Origin of the sequence: Lentzea terrae (genome assembly GCF_003265345.1) — a bacterium.
GTDB lineage: Bacteria > Actinomycetota > Actinomycetes > Mycobacteriales > Pseudonocardiaceae > Lentzea > Lentzea terrae.
Genome location: NZ_QFWW01000001.1, coordinates 381,787 through 396,889, shown reverse-complemented (window position 1 = coordinate 396,889; position 15,103 = coordinate 381,787). Strand labels below are relative to the sequence as shown.

The 15,103-nt window shown below is 69.5% G+C and carries 15 protein-coding genes; 9 read left to right on the top strand and 6 right to left on the bottom strand.

Going from position 1 to position 15,103, the window contains the following annotated elements; translation table 11 throughout:
- Positions 1 to 92: 92 nt before the first annotated feature.
- From DI276_RS01760 to DI276_RS01740, 5 genes are read left to right on the top strand one after another with little or no spacing between them, the layout of a single operon-like run.
- Positions 93 to 1,286, top strand: a complete 1,194-nt coding sequence (locus DI276_RS01760; RefSeq protein ID WP_112261462.1) for an ABC transporter ATP-binding protein — start codon at positions 93 to 95, stop codon at positions 1,284 to 1,286.
- 10 nt (positions 1,287 to 1,296) lie between these two features.
- A complete protein-coding gene (locus DI276_RS01755) occupies positions 1,297 to 2,583 on the top strand; it encodes an ABC transporter substrate-binding protein (protein WP_232836382.1) in 1,287 nt (428 codons plus the stop codon).
- Positions 2,580 to 3,878, top strand: a complete 1,299-nt coding sequence (locus DI276_RS01750) for an ABC transporter permease (RefSeq protein ID WP_112261461.1) — start codon at positions 2,580 to 2,582, stop codon at positions 3,876 to 3,878. The genes DI276_RS01755 and DI276_RS01750 overlap by 4 nt, the downstream gene beginning before the upstream one ends.
- On the top strand, positions 3,875 to 4,780 hold the full coding sequence (locus DI276_RS01745) for a carbohydrate ABC transporter permease (protein WP_112261460.1): 906 nt from the start codon (positions 3,875 to 3,877) through the stop codon (positions 4,778 to 4,780). Before DI276_RS01750 ends, DI276_RS01745 begins: the two co-directional genes overlap by 4 nt.
- Positions 4,777 to 5,937: an ABC transporter ATP-binding protein gene (locus DI276_RS01740; protein ID WP_112261459.1), complete on the top strand. Its 1,161-nt coding sequence runs from the start codon at positions 4,777 to 4,779 to the stop codon at positions 5,935 to 5,937. The genes DI276_RS01745 and DI276_RS01740 overlap by 4 nt, the downstream gene beginning before the upstream one ends.
- On the opposite strand, the gene DI276_RS01735 is transcribed toward DI276_RS01740, so the two are convergent.
- From DI276_RS01735 to DI276_RS01725, 3 genes are read right to left on the bottom strand one after another with little or no spacing between them, the layout of a single operon-like run.
- On the bottom strand, positions 5,934 to 6,296 hold the full coding sequence (locus tag DI276_RS01735; RefSeq protein ID WP_112261458.1) for a hypothetical protein: 363 nt from the start codon (positions 6,294 to 6,296) through the stop codon (positions 5,934 to 5,936). The genes DI276_RS01740 and DI276_RS01735 overlap by 4 nt on opposite strands.
- A gap of 50 nt (positions 6,297 to 6,346) precedes the next feature.
- On the bottom strand, positions 6,347 to 6,946 hold the full coding sequence (locus tag DI276_RS01730; RefSeq protein WP_112261457.1) for an RraA family protein: 600 nt from the start codon (positions 6,944 to 6,946) through the stop codon (positions 6,347 to 6,349).
- Entirely contained in the window at positions 6,943 to 8,205 is a 1,263-nt protein-coding gene (locus DI276_RS01725) for a cation:proton antiporter (protein WP_112261456.1), read from the bottom strand. The genes DI276_RS01730 and DI276_RS01725 overlap by 4 nt, the downstream gene beginning before the upstream one ends.
- Before the next feature lie 146 nt (positions 8,206 to 8,351).
- On the opposite strand from DI276_RS01725, the gene DI276_RS01720 reads away from it, so the two are divergent.
- Genes DI276_RS01720 through DI276_RS01710 form a run of 3 tightly spaced genes read left to right on the top strand, consistent with a single transcriptional unit; the run spans position 8,352 to position 11,067 of the window.
- Positions 8,352 to 8,834 carry an LppU/SCO3897 family protein gene (locus DI276_RS01720; RefSeq protein WP_157984460.1) on the top strand — a complete coding sequence of 161 codons (483 nt, stop codon included), beginning with the start codon at positions 8,352 to 8,354 and terminating at the stop codon, positions 8,832 to 8,834.
- A 32-nt stretch (positions 8,835 to 8,866) separates the two neighbouring features.
- Positions 8,867 to 10,408, top strand: coding sequence for a sensor histidine kinase (locus tag DI276_RS01715; RefSeq protein ID WP_157984459.1), 1,542 nt, complete (start codon positions 8,867 to 8,869; stop codon positions 10,406 to 10,408).
- Between the two features lie 2 nt (positions 10,409 to 10,410).
- Positions 10,411 to 11,067 (top strand): response regulator transcription factor, encoded by a 657-nt coding sequence (locus DI276_RS01710; protein WP_112261453.1) that lies wholly within the window; start codon positions 10,411 to 10,413, stop codon positions 11,065 to 11,067.
- Between the two features lie 66 nt (positions 11,068 to 11,133).
- Here the strand turns inward: DI276_RS01710 and DI276_RS01705 are convergent, their stop codons facing one another.
- Complete coding sequence (locus DI276_RS01705) at positions 11,134 to 11,703, bottom strand: hypothetical protein (RefSeq protein ID WP_112261452.1); 570 nt, start codon at positions 11,701 to 11,703, stop codon at positions 11,134 to 11,136.
- Between the two features lie 223 nt (positions 11,704 to 11,926).
- Between DI276_RS01705 and DI276_RS01700 the strand changes: the two genes are divergently transcribed.
- A complete protein-coding gene (locus tag DI276_RS01700; RefSeq protein WP_112261451.1) occupies positions 11,927 to 12,832 on the top strand; it encodes a S1 family peptidase in 906 nt (301 codons plus the stop codon).
- Positions 12,833 to 12,865: 33 nt separating this feature from the next.
- Here DI276_RS01700 and DI276_RS01695 read toward each other — a convergent pair whose 3' ends face one another.
- Together DI276_RS01695 and DI276_RS01690 are read right to left on the bottom strand one after the other, a co-directional pair.
- On the bottom strand, positions 12,866 to 14,053 hold the full coding sequence (locus DI276_RS01695; RefSeq protein ID WP_112261450.1) for a GTP-binding protein: 1,188 nt from the start codon (positions 14,051 to 14,053) through the stop codon (positions 12,866 to 12,868).
- On the bottom strand, positions 14,053 to 15,072 hold the full coding sequence (locus DI276_RS01690) for a GTP-binding protein (protein WP_112261449.1): 1,020 nt from the start codon (positions 15,070 to 15,072) through the stop codon (positions 14,053 to 14,055). Before DI276_RS01690 ends, DI276_RS01695 begins: the two co-directional genes overlap by 1 nt.
- Positions 15,073 to 15,103: the final 31 nt, after the last annotated feature.

Here is a 15,103-nt window from a genome sequence, read left to right as displayed (position 1 = left end):
TTGTGAGCTTATGCAGATCGTGTTTCGTCCTTAAATCTTCCTTAGGGCGGGCGGCCCTACGGTCTGCAGTCACACCGAACCAGGGAGTTCACGTGGCAGAAGTCGTTCTGACGGGTCTGGGCAAGGCGTACGGCGACGGCACCCGTGCGGTCACCGACCTGAACCTCGAGATCCGCGACGGCGAGTTCCTGGTGCTCGTCGGCCCGTCGGGCTGCGGCAAGACGACGGCACTGCGGATGATCGCCGGGCTCGAGCAGATCACCGAGGGCACCATCCGCATCGGCGAGCAGGTCGTCAACGACGTGCCGTCCCGTGACCGCGACGTGGCGATGGTGTTCCAGTCGTACGCGCTCTACCCGCACTTGAACGTGTACGACAACATCGCGTTCGGTCTCACGTTGCGCAAGCTGGCGAAGAAGGAGATCGACCACCGGGTCCGCGAGGTCGCCGAGGTGCTCGAACTGACCGAGCACCTCGACCGCAAGCCCCGCAACCTCTCCGGCGGTCAACGGCAGCGCGTCGCGATGGGCCGGGCGATCGTGCGGGCGCCCCAGGCGTTCCTGATGGACGAGCCGCTGTCCAATCTGGACGCCAAGCTGCGCGTGCAGATGCGGGCGCAGATCGCCAGGATCCAGCGCGAGATCGGCGTGACGACGGTCTACGTGACGCACGACCAGACCGAGGCGATGACCCTCGGCGACCGGGTCGCCGTGATGCGGCGCGGTGTGCTGCAACAGGTCGGCCCGCCACAGGAGCTCTACGACCGTCCGGTGAACCTGTTCGTCGCCGGGTTCATCGGTTCGCCGGGCATGAACCTCGTGTCCGCGCGGCTCGACGAGAACAACGGCCGGTTCTGGGTCTCGCTCAACTCCGACGCCCTGCTGCTGCCCGAGTCCGTGCTGCGGCAACGTCCGGCGTTGCGGCAGTACGTCGGCCGCGACGTCGTGGTCGGCATCCGGCCGGAGGACATGGAGGACACGGCTCTCGCGGACGCCCGCGAAGGCCAGATCCTGCACTCCGTCGCCGATCTGGTCGAGGCGATGGGCTCGGACGTTCTCGTGCACTTCCCGGTCGACGTCCCGCCCGTGGTCACCGACGACACCCGTGAGCTCGCACAGGACGCCGGCACGGACGACCTGCCGAACACCGGCGGCAAGGGAACCGTCCTGGTTGGACGGTTCAGCCCGCGCACCCGCATCTACGAAGGACAACCCGTCGCCGCCTGGGTGGACACGTCCCGGCTGCACTTCTTCGACCCGGCTACCGGGTCCTCCATCTGGAAGTAGAGGAGCTTCAATGAAGAAGCAGTGGATCGCCTTGCTCGCACTCACCGCGGTCGCAGGTTCGGGCGCGTGCACCGGAGGCGCGGCGGGCAGCGGCGAGGACCTGAAGGGCCAGACGATCGAGGTAGTCGGACCGTGGACCGGTGACGAGCAGAAGAGCTTCGAGAAGGTGCTGGCGGCGTTCAAGGCCAAGACCGGCGCCGAGGTCAAGTACACGCCCGCCGGTGACGAGTTGCCGACCGTGCTGCAGACGAGAATCTCGGGTGGCACACCACCGAACGTCGGCATGGTCGCCCAGCCCGGTCTCGTCGCCCAGTTCGCCAAGGCCGGTGCGCTCAAGCCGGTCAGCGCTGAGGTCGAGCAGGCCGTCACCCGGCACAACGCGGCGGTGTGGAAGCAGTTCGGCAGTGTGGACGGCAAGCTCTACGGGTTCACCTTCAAGACGGCGAACAAGTCGGCGTTCTGGTACAGCGAGAAGGCCTTCCAGCAGATCGGCGCGACCCCGCCGGCGACGTGGGACGACCTGGTGAAGACCAGCAGGTCGGTCGCGGAGACGGGCCTGGCGGCGGTGTCGGTCGGCGGTGCGGACGGCTGGACGCTGACCGACTGGTTCGAGAACGTCTACCTGCGCACCGCGGGGCCGGACAACTACGACAAGCTCGCGAAGCACGAGATCCCGTGGACCGACCCGACCGTGCGCAAGGCGTTGGAGGAACTGGCGAAGCTGTGGGGCGAGCAGACGCTGGTCGCCGGCGGTCCGCTGCAGACCGAGTTCCCCAAGTCCGTGATCAACGTCTTCGGTGAGTCGCCGACCGCGGCGATGGTCTTCGGCGCGGACTTCGCGGCGAGCGTGATCACCAAGAACACGAAGGCGAAGGTCGGCGAAGACGCGAAGTTCTTCCCGTTCCCGTCGGTCGCGGGCAGCAAGGACGCCGTGGTCGCGGGCGGCGACACGGCCGTGCAGTTCAAGGACGACAAGGCGACCACCGAGCTGATGAAGTTCCTGGCCTCGCCGGAGTCCGGTGAGGTGTGGGCGGGTCTGGGCGGATTCCTCTCGCCCAACAAGGACATCAAGTCCTCGGCCTACCCGGACGAGGTGACCCAGGACCTCGCGCGGCGCATCGTCGACGCCGGCGACAACGTGCGGTTCGACATGTCCGACCTGGCGCCGGCGGCGTTCGGCGGCACGAAGGGCGCGGGGGAGTGGAAGGACCTGCAGGACTTCCTCGCCGACCCCAAGAACGTCGACGGGATCATGGCGAGGCTGGAGACCAACGCGGCGAAGGCTTACGTCAAATGAAAAGGCTCAGTTCGAGCGTGGACGCCGCGCCGGGGCGCTCGCCCCGGCAGGCGATCCCGTTCCTGCTCCCGGCGCTGGTCGTGCTCGCGGCGCTCGTGCTGTACCCGTTGGTGTTCTCCCTGATCCGCAGCTTCTTCGACGCCACGGGTGACGAGTTCGTCGGTCTGAGCAACTACGTCAACACGTTCACCGACAAGCGCACGCTCATCGCGTTCCGCAACAACGTGATCTGGGTGGTGGTCGCCCCGGCGGCCGTCACCGGCCTCGGCCTGATCTTCGCCGTGCTGACCGAACGCATCAGGTGGGCGACCGCGTTCCGGCTGGTGCTGTTCATGCCGATGGCGATCTCGCTGTTCGCCTCCGGCATCATCTTCCGGCTCGTCTACGAGGAAGCCCCGAACCAGGGCGTGGTCAACGCGGTCATGGTCGGCGTGCACGACGTGTTCAGCCCGTCGTCGCAGTACCCCAACGCCCGGCCGCGCAGTGGGTACACCCAGACGGAAGCGGGCTTCGCCGCCGACGCTCCGGCGCAGGCAGGTGACGTGATCATGCTGCCGCTCGTGGGAGTCAACGCGCAGCAGGTGCCCGCGCAGGCGCTGCCGGCCTCCACACCGCAGGCCGGTGCCGGCGAGCTGCGCGGCGTGGTGTGGCTGGACGTGTCGCTCAACGGCAACGCGGGCAAGATCGACGGGATCGAGCGCGGGCTGCCGGGCATCGCGGTGGAAGCCGTGCGGGACGGGCAGGTCGTGGCGCGCACGACCACCGGTGACGACGGCAGGTTCACCTTCCCCGACCTGGCGAGGGGTGAGGTCGTGGTGCGCCTGCCGTTGTCGAACTTCGAGCTGCCGTTCCGCGGCCTGACCTGGCTCGGCGAGTCGCTGATCACCCCGGTGATCATCTCGTGCTGGATCTGGATCATGACCGGGTTCGCGATCACGTTCATCGCCGCGGGTCTCTCGGCGATTCCCCGGGACGCGCTGGAGGCCGCGCGGGTCGACGGCGCGACGGAGTGGCAGGTGTTCCGCCGCGTCACCGTCCCGCTGCTGTCGCCGGTGCTGCTGGTGGTGTTCGTGACGCTCGTGATCAACGTGCTGAAGATCTTCGAGCTGGTCTTCGTGATCGCACCGGGCTCGGCGCAGGAGGAGGCCAACGTGCTGGCGTTGCAGATGTGGCAGGTCTCCTTCGGCACCGGCGGTGACCAGGGGGCCGGCAGCGCGCTCGCGGTGATCCTGTTCCTGCTGGTCGCCCCGGCGATGCTGTTCAACATCCGCCGATTCCGACGGGAGCGGTCATGACCCTGGTGGCCGAAGAGGTCCGCATCGAGGTGCCCGTGTCCGGTTCACCTCGCCGAGGTGTGCTGTCCCGCGTCTTCGGACGGCTGGGCAACGGTTTCATGCAGCTGTTCCTGGCCGTCGTGGCGGTGTTCTGGCTGGTTCCGGTGTTCGGCCTGCTGATCGCGTCGTTGCGCGACGAGCAGGCCAACACCGCGAGCGGCTGGTGGACGATCTTCACCAAGCCCGCCGAGCTGACCCTGCGCAACTATGCGGAGCTAGTCGCGAACCAGGCGGTGTGGCAGTCGTTCCTCAACACCTTCTACATCGCTGTCCCCGCAACGGTTCTGGTCGTGGTCATGGCGTCCCTGGCGTCGTACGCCTTGTCGTGGATCGAGTTTCCCGGCCGCGAGACGCTGACCGTCGTGGTCGTGGGCTTGCTGGTGATGCCGATCCAGGTGGCGCTGATCCCGGTGGCGAAGCTGTTCGGTGCGTTCGGCCTGTTCGGCACCATCACCGGCGTCGTGCTGTTCCACGTCGCGTTCGGGCTGCCGTTCGCCATCTTCCTGCTGCGCAACTTCTTCGCCGGCATCCCGCGCGACCTGATCGAGGCCGCGCGGATGGACGGCGCCACCGAGTGGGTGATCTTCAAGCGGGTCGTGCTCCCGGTCGCCAAACCGGCCATCGCCTCGCTGACGATCTTCCAGTTCCTCTGGGTGTGGAACGACCTGCTGGTGGCCCTGGTCTTCGCGGACCAGGACTCGGCGCCGATCACGGTGGCGCTGCGGGCCCAGCTGCGCCAGTTCGGCACCAACATCGACGTGCTCGCGACCGGCGCGTTCCTGTCGATGATCGTGCCGCTCGCGGTGTTCCTGGTCTTCCAGAAGTACTTCGTGCAGGGCGTCCTGGCGGGGTCGACGAAATGACCGCCGTCGCGCTGCGGGACGTGAGCCTGGTCTACCCCGGCGGCGCGGTCGCGGTGCGGGACGTCAGCCTGTCCGTGGCCGACGGCGAGTTCATGGTGCTGCTGGGCCCGTCCGGGTGCGGCAAGTCGAGCATCCTGCGGATGGTCGCGGGTCTGCAACGCCCGACCCGCGGCCAGGTCGTGCTGGACGGCGCACCCGCCGACGACATTCCGGCCCGTTCGCGCGGCGTGTCCATGGTGTTCCAGGACTTCGCGTTGTACCCGCACCTTTCCGTGGCCGACAACATCGGGTTTCCGCTGGACGTCAGCGGTTGTCCCCGTGACGAACGCGCGGAACGGATCGCCGAGGTCGCTTCGGCGTTCGGCATCGGGGATCTGTTGGGTCGCCGGCCCGCTGAGTTGTCCGGCGGTCAGCGGCAACGCGCGGCGATGGCGCGGGCGATCGTGCGGGGCCCTCGCGTGCTGCTGATGGACGAACCACTGTCCAATCTGGACGCCGTGCTGCGTTCCGGTCTGCGCGCGGAAATCGCCTGCCTGGCGCGCTCGCTGGGCTTGACCGTGCTGTACGTGACGCACGACCAGATCGAGGCCCAGACGATGGCCGACCGGATCGCCGTCCTGCGCGACGGTGTCCTGGACGACTTCGGTAGGCCGGACGACGTCTACCGCCACCCCGCGACCATGCACGTGGCGGCGTTCCTGGGCAGCCCGCGCATGAGCCTGTTCAAGGCGTACGTCCAGGTCGTCGTCGACAGCCACGTGGCCCTGCACATCGGCGGCCAGGTGATCGACCTGCCGTGGCCGGACATGCGCGCGCGTGCCGTCGCCCACTACGACGGCGAGGACATCGCGGTCGGTGCCCGGACCGAAGCCCTGCGGCCGGCCGCACCCGGGGCGTCGGGTGCTGTGCTGACGGGTCAGGTGCGGCACCTCGAGCACCACGGGCACGAGACGTTGGTGTCGGTCGACGTCGGTGCGTGGGGTGTCGAGCCGAGCGGGCTGCACGAGCTGCGGACCGGCGAACTCACGTTGCGGGTGCACCCGGACGTGCGGCCGGTGCAGGGCGAACACGTCGGGGTGCACCTGTGCCTGGAGCAGCTGCACTTCTTCGACCTGGACAACGGGCGGCGCATCGGGCCACGCGGCCGGCGTCGTTAGCCTTCCGGCTGGAACCGGGCAACGAGCTGCCGGAGCTCGCGGTCGACGTCGACCCCGAGCTGCCGGAGCTTTCGCTTCGCCTGGTCCCTGGTGGGCTGGTCGAAGAGTGGCTCGTACCAGGGGAGCAGCACCCACATCTCCACACTGGTGTCGAGCCTGTTCAACTTCTGCAGTTCCCACAGCCCGTACGACGGCTTCGTGTTCTTGATCAGCCGCCGGGCAGCTTCCACCGCTCCGTGGTTGGCCAGCATCGTGCGGAAGATCTTCGGGTCGTATCCGAGTGCGGCGAGTTCAGCGACGCCTCTGTCCATGTCGCGGTTGAACCGGCGTGCCAGCTCTGCGTGCTTCTCCTCTGCCATGCCACTACATCGCATCTCAGCGGTGCGTCGTTAGGCACTGAACGTCGCAATCACTCCAGGCCCAACGCCTCGCTCAACGACGCCCCGCCGTTCAGCAGCTCGATCACCCCGTGCTCCCGGTCCTTGATGGCCTGAGCAGCGTCGAGCAGGGCGTCAACGCGGGCGGGATCGACCACGACGAGACCTTCGTCGTCGGCCAGGACGAGATCCCCCGGACTGACCACGACCCCGCCGCACGTCACGGGCACCTGCAGCTCACCGGGCTGCGACGCGGTGCCGGCCCGCGGGGTGACGAACCGGCTGTAGACCGGAAGCGCGCAGGTCGAGACGTAGGACATGTCGCGGTAGCCGCCGTCGACGACGATGCCGCCGAGCGACCGCGCCAGGCCCGCCCGCGCGAACAGCTCGCCGCCGAATGCCGTCTCGCGCGCTCCGCCGTCGACGACGATCACGCTGCCGGGCGACGCCGTCTCCACCGCTCGCAGCACGCCCAGGAAGTCCTCCCGGCAGCGGACGGTGAACGCCGGGCCGCAGATGCGCACTGCGGCGGACCGGGGGCGGATCGCGCTGTCCAGGACCCTGGTGGTGCGGTCGGCGTCGCAGATGGCGGTCGTGTCGACCCGGCGGAAGCGGGTGAGCAGGTCGGTCATCGGCGGTCTCCCCTCGGCGCCAGCAGGTCTGCCATCGGCCGCGCTCCGATGCCGTGCAGCAGGACGCTGCCCAGCACGCAGACCACCGTGATGGTCAGGATCGTGTCGGCGGCGGGGCCGTCCGGCAAGCGGTTGAACGCGAGCAGTCCGAACACGATCGTCGTGGTGCCGCGCGGCCCCAGCGCCGCGACGAGCACGCGCTCCCGGCCGGACAACCTCGACCCGGTGAAGGCGAGGAGCACCGGCACGAGGCGGATCACGGTGAGGACCGCGGCGCAGAACAACGCGTCCTGCCACGTGATGCCGAAGGTGAAGATCAGCACTGCCGCGATGCCGACGACGAACCACATGGTCATCGTCAGCAGGCCCGTGACGTCCTCCAGCAGGTGCAGGTCCGAGCTCAGGGCGTCGGAGCGGAACTCGGCGCGGTCGGCCCGGCCGGCGCGGACCCTGGCGGCCTTCAGCAGCCCGTGCACGTAGCGGAACGCGATGCCGCAGACGAACGAGGCCACGAAGCCGTTGCCGTCGATGGCGACCGTCGCCGTGTAGGTGAGCAACGGCGCCAGCAGCACCGCGACGCGACCGGACTGCGCGGTCACCCAGCCCGCCTGGTGCGCGCGGTCCATCAGCCAGCCGAGCAGGGTGCCGATCACCACACCGGCGACGAGCGCCTTGACGGCGAACGGCAGCACCGTCGCCAGCGCCTCGAGCGGCGTGCGCTGTTCGGTCGTCGAACCGGCCAGGATCAGGGCGAACAGGAACAGCGGCGAGACGATGCCGTCGTTGTACCCGCTCTCCAGGTTCAGCGTGGTGCGCACCCGCACCGACAGCGCCCGGTCGCGCACCACCTGCTCCGCCGGGGCGAAGTCGGTCGGCACGGTGATGCATGCGATCAGCAGCAGGACCGCCCACGGCAGGCTGGGGAACAGCAGCCAGCCCAGCAGCGCGGCCGCGGCGAGCGAGAGAGGCATCGCGACGAGCAGCACGCGGCTCACGAGGCCGGGGTAGGCGCCCCACAGCCGGCCCGCGCGCACCTCGGTGGCGTCGACGAAGAGCAGCACCGCGAGGATGATCTCCGCCGCGTGCTGCGCCGTCTCGGTGTTCAGGCCCTCGGCGATCTTGCTCTGGTTGAGGAGCCCGACCGCCACGCCCGCCAGCACCATCAGGATCGGCGCGCCGAGGTTCAACCGGTCCAGCCGGTTCGCCGCGAGCGACCTGACGACCATGGCGAACGCGGCGGCGAGGAGCAGGGAGTTCATGTGCCTCATCTTCGCCGATGCGTCCTAAGAGGACTGGAGCAGGGGCCGGGTCTCACGGGTCGTCGGAAAAATCAAGTCTTCCATCGTCTCCATCGTGAAGACGTTCTCCGTCGCCTGCGTCGTGCGTCACAGCCGTACCCCTGAACATGAGAAAACCAGTCCTGCTCAGTGCGGTGGTGGTGGTCGTCGCGGCCACGGCGTTCGCCGTCATCCAGTTCGCCGGTGGGCCCCAGGCCAAGGCGGGGGAGTGCCTCACCGGCAACCCCGACCTCGCGACCACCGGCTGCACCGCCGAGAACGCGCGGTTCAAGGTCGGCAAGGTGCTCGCCGACACCGGCACGAGCTGCCCCGGCGGTGACGACGAGTACATCCAGGTGGCGCGCTCCGGCGGCAAGCTCTGCCTGCTGCCCAACCTCGTCGAGGGCGCCTGCTACCAGCCGGCCGACAACGACGACAGCTGGGGCCGGTCGGCCTGTTCCGGTGACGAGACGGTCAAGGTCGCGAAGGTGATCCAGGCCGCAGGAGGCGACACCGAGTGCCCGGACGCCGGCGACGACCTGATCTCGATCGTCTACCCCGAACCGCCCACCACCTACTGCCTGTCGCCGGTGCAGAAGGCACCGGCCTAAACCAGTCGGTGACGCTGTACGTACACCCAGACATGAGCGCAGTTCACGCCCTGGCGTCGCCGCGAGTGGTGGCACTGGGTCGCGAGCTGGCCCTGCTCGTGTTCGTCGCCGGCGTCACGTTCACGGCGACCCAGTACGTGACGGTGGCCTGGGGCCCCGCTCCGTGCGACGACCCGGCCGTCGGAGCACTGGTCGCGGTGGCCGCGGTGCTGCCCGTCGTGCTCCGGCGCCAGCTGCCCGAGGGGGCGGTGCTCGTCGCGGCCGCGCTGTTCGGCTGGTATCCGGCGACCGGCATCGCGCTGGCGCTGGCGTCCTACAGCGTGGCCGCGCGGGTGCGGCCGCTGCGGTGGCGGGCGGTCGTGCTGACGGTGGCCGCGCTGCTGCCGTTGACGATCGGGCTGGTCGGCTCCGGCTTCCAGTGGCGGGTCGTCGTCATCGAGTTCGGCATCGCCGCGCTCGTCACCGTGGCCGGGCCGGTCGTGGTGCAAACCCTGCTCGCGCAACGGGAGCAGCTGATCGGCGCGCTGCGGGAGCAGTCCCGGTACGCCGGTTCGACCGCGCGGTTGCAGGAACGGTCCCGCATCGCGCAGGAGATGCACGACCTGCTCGGGCACCGCCTCAGCCTGATCTCGCTGTACGCGGGCAGCCTGGAGATGGACGCGCCCGAGCACGTGAGTGAGCCGGCACGACTCATCAGAACCACCGTGCGCACCGCGATGGACGAGCTGAGGTCGACCCTCGGCATCCTGCGCCAGTCCGAGCCCGCGGCCACCCAGCCGGCCGACCACACCGGCACGAGAGCCGACATCTTCCAACTGGTGCGGCAGGCCCAGGCCGGCGGAGTCCAGGTGACGCTCAGCTGGACCGGCGCTGATCTGTCCGAAGTAGCCAGACCCGTGCGGCAGGCCGTGCACCGGATCGTGCGCGAAGGACTCACCAACGTCTGCCGGCACGCACCGGGCGCAGCGGCGGAAGTCGTGGTGGAGCACGGAGACGACATCGTCCGGGTCGGCGTGTTCGACGACGGCCGCGGGGCCCGCGCGACACCGGGAACCGGGCTCGGCCTCGCCGGTGTGCAGGAACGGGTCCGGTTGCTCGGCGGCACCTTCGCGGCAGGACCCGTGCCCGGCAGGGGCTTTCGCGTCACGGCCGAGCTCTCGCTCGCCGCGACGGCCCCGCTGGCGCTCGCCGCGGACGCCGGAACGGAGCAGCCGGAGGACACCTTCGCCAGGGCCGGCATGTCGGCGGTGCTCGCGACCGGGCTGATCGGCGCGGTCGCGATTCTCGTCGTCACCTTCAACACGGCGATGTTCGCAGTCCCCGGCGGCTTCGACGCGCGGCCGCCGTACGAGACCCTCGCGCTCGGCAGCACGCGTGAGCTGGTGGCCCAGAACGTCGGACTGGACAGCCCGATCGCCCGCATGGCGTCGCGCGGCGTCGAACCGTTGCCGCCCAGGGGCGCCGACTGCTCGTACACCCACTTCGAAGAGAACGGGACAGCCATGGTCGAGCGCTACTGCTTCCGGAGGGACCTTCTCGTGGAGAAGACCCGCTTCGCTCTGCCGAGGGTGTGACCATGATCAAGGTGATGCTGGCGGACGACGAACAGCTGCTGCGCGAAGGCGTCCGGTTGGTGCTGCGGCACGCGGACGACATCGAGGTGACGGCGGAGGCCGGCGACGGCGCCGAGGCGGTGCGGATGGCCTGCGAAACTCCTGTCGACGTCGCGCTGGTGGACATCCGCATGCCCGGAACGGACGGTCTGACCGCAGCGGAGCAGCTCGCCGAGCGCGCGCCGGGAGTCAAGGTCGTCATGCTGACCACGTTCGGCGAACAGGAGTACATCACGCGGGCGCTGCGCGCCGGTGCGGCCGGATTCCTGTTGAAGGACAGCGGTCCCCAGGAGCTGATCCACGCCGTGCGGGCGGCCGCGCACGGCGGCGCCATCCTCTCGCCCCGGATCACCAAGGACCTCATCGCCACGCACGTGGTGCCGGCGGACAGCCGTTCTGCGAAGGCACAGGGCCTGGTGGACCGGTTGAACGAACGCGAGCGCGACGTCCTCGTGCTGGTCGGTGTCGGTGCCTCCAACGCGGAGGCCGCGCGGCTGCTCTACCTGGGCGAGGGCACCGTGAAGACCTACGTCAGCCGCATCCTCGCCAAGCTGGGCTGCGCCAACCGGGTGCAGGCGGCGATCATCGCCCATGACGCCGGATTGCTGCCGGCGGGATGACTCCCGTGCGCCACAGGAAAAGGAGCCCAGGACCGCCGTGCCTGGGCTCCTCTCCGACCGCCGCAGTTACGCGCCACACCTGCGCGCCGCCGCGGCTGCCTGGTTCGCCCGCTGGTTCTGCTGGGCGACGACATTGCGGGCCTGCGTTGCCCGGTTCGCCTGCGCCGCAGCCTGCTGCCTGGCCCGGTTCGCCTGCGCGGCGGCCTGCTGCGCCTTCTGCTGAGCCTGGTTCGCCTGGTTCTGGTCAGCCTGCTGCCTGGACTGCTGCGCCTTCTGCGCCGCCGCCTGTGCCGCCTGCCTGGCCTGGTTCGCACGCTGCTGAGCCCGCTGTGCCGCCTGCTGGACGCGCTTGGCCGTGTTCGCCACCCGCTTCGCTGCGCGTTGTGTCCGCGCGGCCTGGTTGCGCGCGTTGTTCGCGACCTGCTGGGCCTGCTGCTTCTGCTGCGCGTTGCAGGCACCGGCCCGCTGGTTCGAACTCGCCGCAGGTGCCGAAGTCGTCGTGGGCGCGGAGCTCGTCGTGCTCGACGGACTTGTTGTGGTCGAAGGACCTGCGAGCGCCGTCCCGGCACCGCCGAACCCCACCGCCGCCGCCAGCACCGCGACGACCAAGCCCTGCTTTGCCTTGTACTCCACCATTTTCCGCTTCCTTTCCCAACCGGCCCGCTCGTGCTGCGGTGCCTTCTGGCCCGGAGTACGCGGCCCTGATCGGTGCACGTTCATCGTTTCCGCATCCTCGAAACGATCGGGCCACCGGCAGGGACGACCGGCTCGCAGGTCGAGACGATCGGCAACTTGCCGTTGCCGCACAACGAGATTCACTGTTCACGCAGTCGCGAATCCCACGAGAGGGCACAACCACATGGGCAAACATCACGATGACAACCGCAGGGCCAAGACGATCGCGGCGGCCATCGGGCTCGTGGCGGTGACGATCACCGCCACGACCTTCACCGCGAGCCAGGCCGCACCGGACGAGCGACTGACCTCTGCCCAGGCCACCGCGATGTTGCGGGAGAAGGCTTCCACGCCCGGCACCGCGTGGGCGGTGGACCCCAGCAGGAACAAGGTCATCGTCACCGCGGACGAGTCCGTCACCGGCGCTCGCTGGGACAACCTGGTGTCCACAGTGGAGTCGATGGGCGACCGCGCGACCCTGCAACGCTCGCCAGGCTACTTCCGCCTGTTCGCCGAGGGCGGTGACGCGATCTTCGCGGGTGGGAGCCGGTGCTCGCTCGGGTTCAACGTCGTCACGGACGACAACCGCCCGGCCATCCTCACCGCGGGTCACTGCACCGCGGCGGGTCGTCAGTTCTCCTTGACCGCAGGCGGACGGCCGGTGGCCACCGTCGTCGAGTCGACCTTCCCCGGCAACGGCGACTTCGCCCTGCTCACCTACAACAACCGCAACACCAACGCGCCCAGCGAGGTCGACACCGGCAACGGGGGCAAGGTCCGGATCCGCCGCGCCGCGGAAGCCAGGGTCGGCCAGCAGGTGCAGCGCATGGGCAGCACCACCGGTCTGCGCTCCGGTCGCGTCACCGGCCTCAACGCCACCGTGAACTACCCGGAGGGCGCCGTGACGGGCCTGATCCAGACCACCGTGTGCGCGGAAGGCGGTGACAGCGGCGGGTCGATGTTCGCCCGCAACGGCGACGCGATCGGCCTGACCTCGGGCGGCAGCGGTGACTGCCGGAGGGGTGGTGTGACGTTCTTCCAGCCCGTCACCAGGGCGCTGCAGGCCGTCGGCGCGCGCATCGGCAACTGAGGGTGTGGAGCCCGGCCGGGTGCGCGGCCGGGCTCACCTCGGGAACGAGTGATCGTGCAGATCGCTGAAGTCCCACTCCGGCAACGGATCCTCGAACGTACGCCACACCTCCGGGCCGGCGGCGAGCTCGGAGTCGGTGAGCAGCGCGGGATCCAGGCGGCGCGCCGGTTCGGTCACGTCGAGGTCGACCCCGATGAACACGAGTTCTTGCCGCGCTTGCGAATTGGTGAGCGGCTGCCGCGGTTCGAGGGCGAGGTCGTGACCGTCGTGCGGGTCGGCGAGCAGCTGACCGGGTTCCAGCACCAGGTTCGGCCCGGCCTGGGACCACACCGCCAGCACGTCCGGCCGTGTCGCGATGTGGCAGAACCCCTTGCTGCGCAACACACCTTCCCAGTCCACCAGCGCGTCCATCAACCGGGCGGGGTGGAACGGGCGGGACGCGCGATAGGTGACCGACCTGATCCCGTACTCCTCGGTCTCCGGCGTGTGCCGGCCGGCCAGCTCCTGTGCCCAGCCCGGCGCCTGCGCGGCGGTGATCGGGTCGTAGCGGCCGGTGTCCAGCACGTCCGCCAGCGAGACCACGCCCTGCCGCGTGTGCAGCAACCGCGCAGAGGGGTTGAGGCGCCGCAGCACGGCGTCGAGCATCGCGAGCTGCTCGGCCGTCACGAGGTCGGTCTTGTTCACCACCAGCACGTCGGCGAACTCGACCTGGTCCACGAGCAGGTCGGAGATGGTGCGCTCGTCCTCCTCGGCGGCAGCCAGCGAGCGCTCGTCCAGCCGGTCGCCGGTGGTCAGCTCGCGCAGAAAACCTGCCGCGTCAACAAGAGTCACCATCGTGTCGAGCCGCGCGTGGTCGGAGAGGCTCGTGCCGTCCTCGAACGTCCAGTCGAACGTCGCGGCCACCGGCATGGGCTCGGAGATGCCGGTGGACTCGATCAGGATCGTGTCGAACCGGCCGGAGCGCGCGAGTTCGCCGACGCTGTCGAGCAGGTCCTCCCGCAACGTGCAGCAGATGCAGCCGTTGGTGAGCTCGACGAGCCGTTCGGTGGTGCGGTCGAGCGTGCCCTGGCCGGCGACCAGGGCGGCGTCGATGTTGACCTCGCTCATGTCGTTGACGATCACCGCCACCCGCCTGCCTTCGCGGTTGGCGAGCACGTGGTTGAGCAGAGTGGTCTTGCCGGAGCCCAGAAAGCCGGACAGCACGGTCACGGGTGTGCGCATCAGAGTTCCAGTTCTTCTTCGTGCCAGTCGGCGAACGGGTCGGCGAAGTCGAGCTCCTCGATCAGCGCGAGCTCCTCGTCGGTGACGAGCGCCTCGCGCAGTGCCGCGGTGATCTCCGCGGCGTCGGCGGACGTGCTGATCACGACGACCTCCTGGCTGCGGCGGTGCTCTTCCCACGGCCCGAGGTTGCCCACGCGCAACCCGGCACCCGCGGACTCGAGCCACAGCGCCGCGTCGGGCTGGCTCGCCACCCACACCCGGCCGCGCACCCGCACCACGCCGTCGAGCAGCACGTCGATGGAGTTGTGCAAGCGCATGGGGTGGAACGGGCGCGGCTCGGTGAAGTGGACGACGGACACCCCGTGCGCCGGTTCCAGCGGCGGTGGCCCGTAGAGCAGTGACCCGAAACCGTCGTCGATCTCACCGCGCCGGGCGGTGACGGGAATCGCCGCGAGCAACTCGGTGACGTCCAGTCCGTCGAGCAACCGGCGTGGCGCGTGCGGCGTGAGGCGGTCGAGCACGGCGGCCAGCACGGGGTCGCCCTCGCCGGTCAGGACCAGCGCGTCCGCGAACTCCGCCTGCCCGACCACCACCTGCGCCACGGTCCGGTCGTCTTCGGGAGCAGCGCGCATGCCGCGGTCGGCGAGCGAGTCACCGCCGGTCGCGTCCTCCAGCCACGTCGCGCTGTCGATCACCGTCAGCACGGCCTCGATCTCGACGTCGGTCTCGCTCAGCGCGAAGCAGACGGCCTCCGGTTCGAGCACCGGGTCCAGGTGCACGATCACCGGGCCGTCCAGCCCTTCGAGCAACGGGACGAGGTCCAGGCGCAGAGTGCAGGACACGCACCCGTGCGCCAGTTCGAGCACGGTGAGCCTGCCGTCCGTCCAGCGTCGCACCACACCCTCGGCGAGATCGCTCAGATCGTGCTTGACCAGCACTGACTCCGGTGACGCCCGCCAGAGCTCGTCGGCCACGTCGTGGTCGGTGAACCCGGCTACGAATACAACGCGTGCTGCCATGGACCGGAAGCCTACATGACAACGATTATCG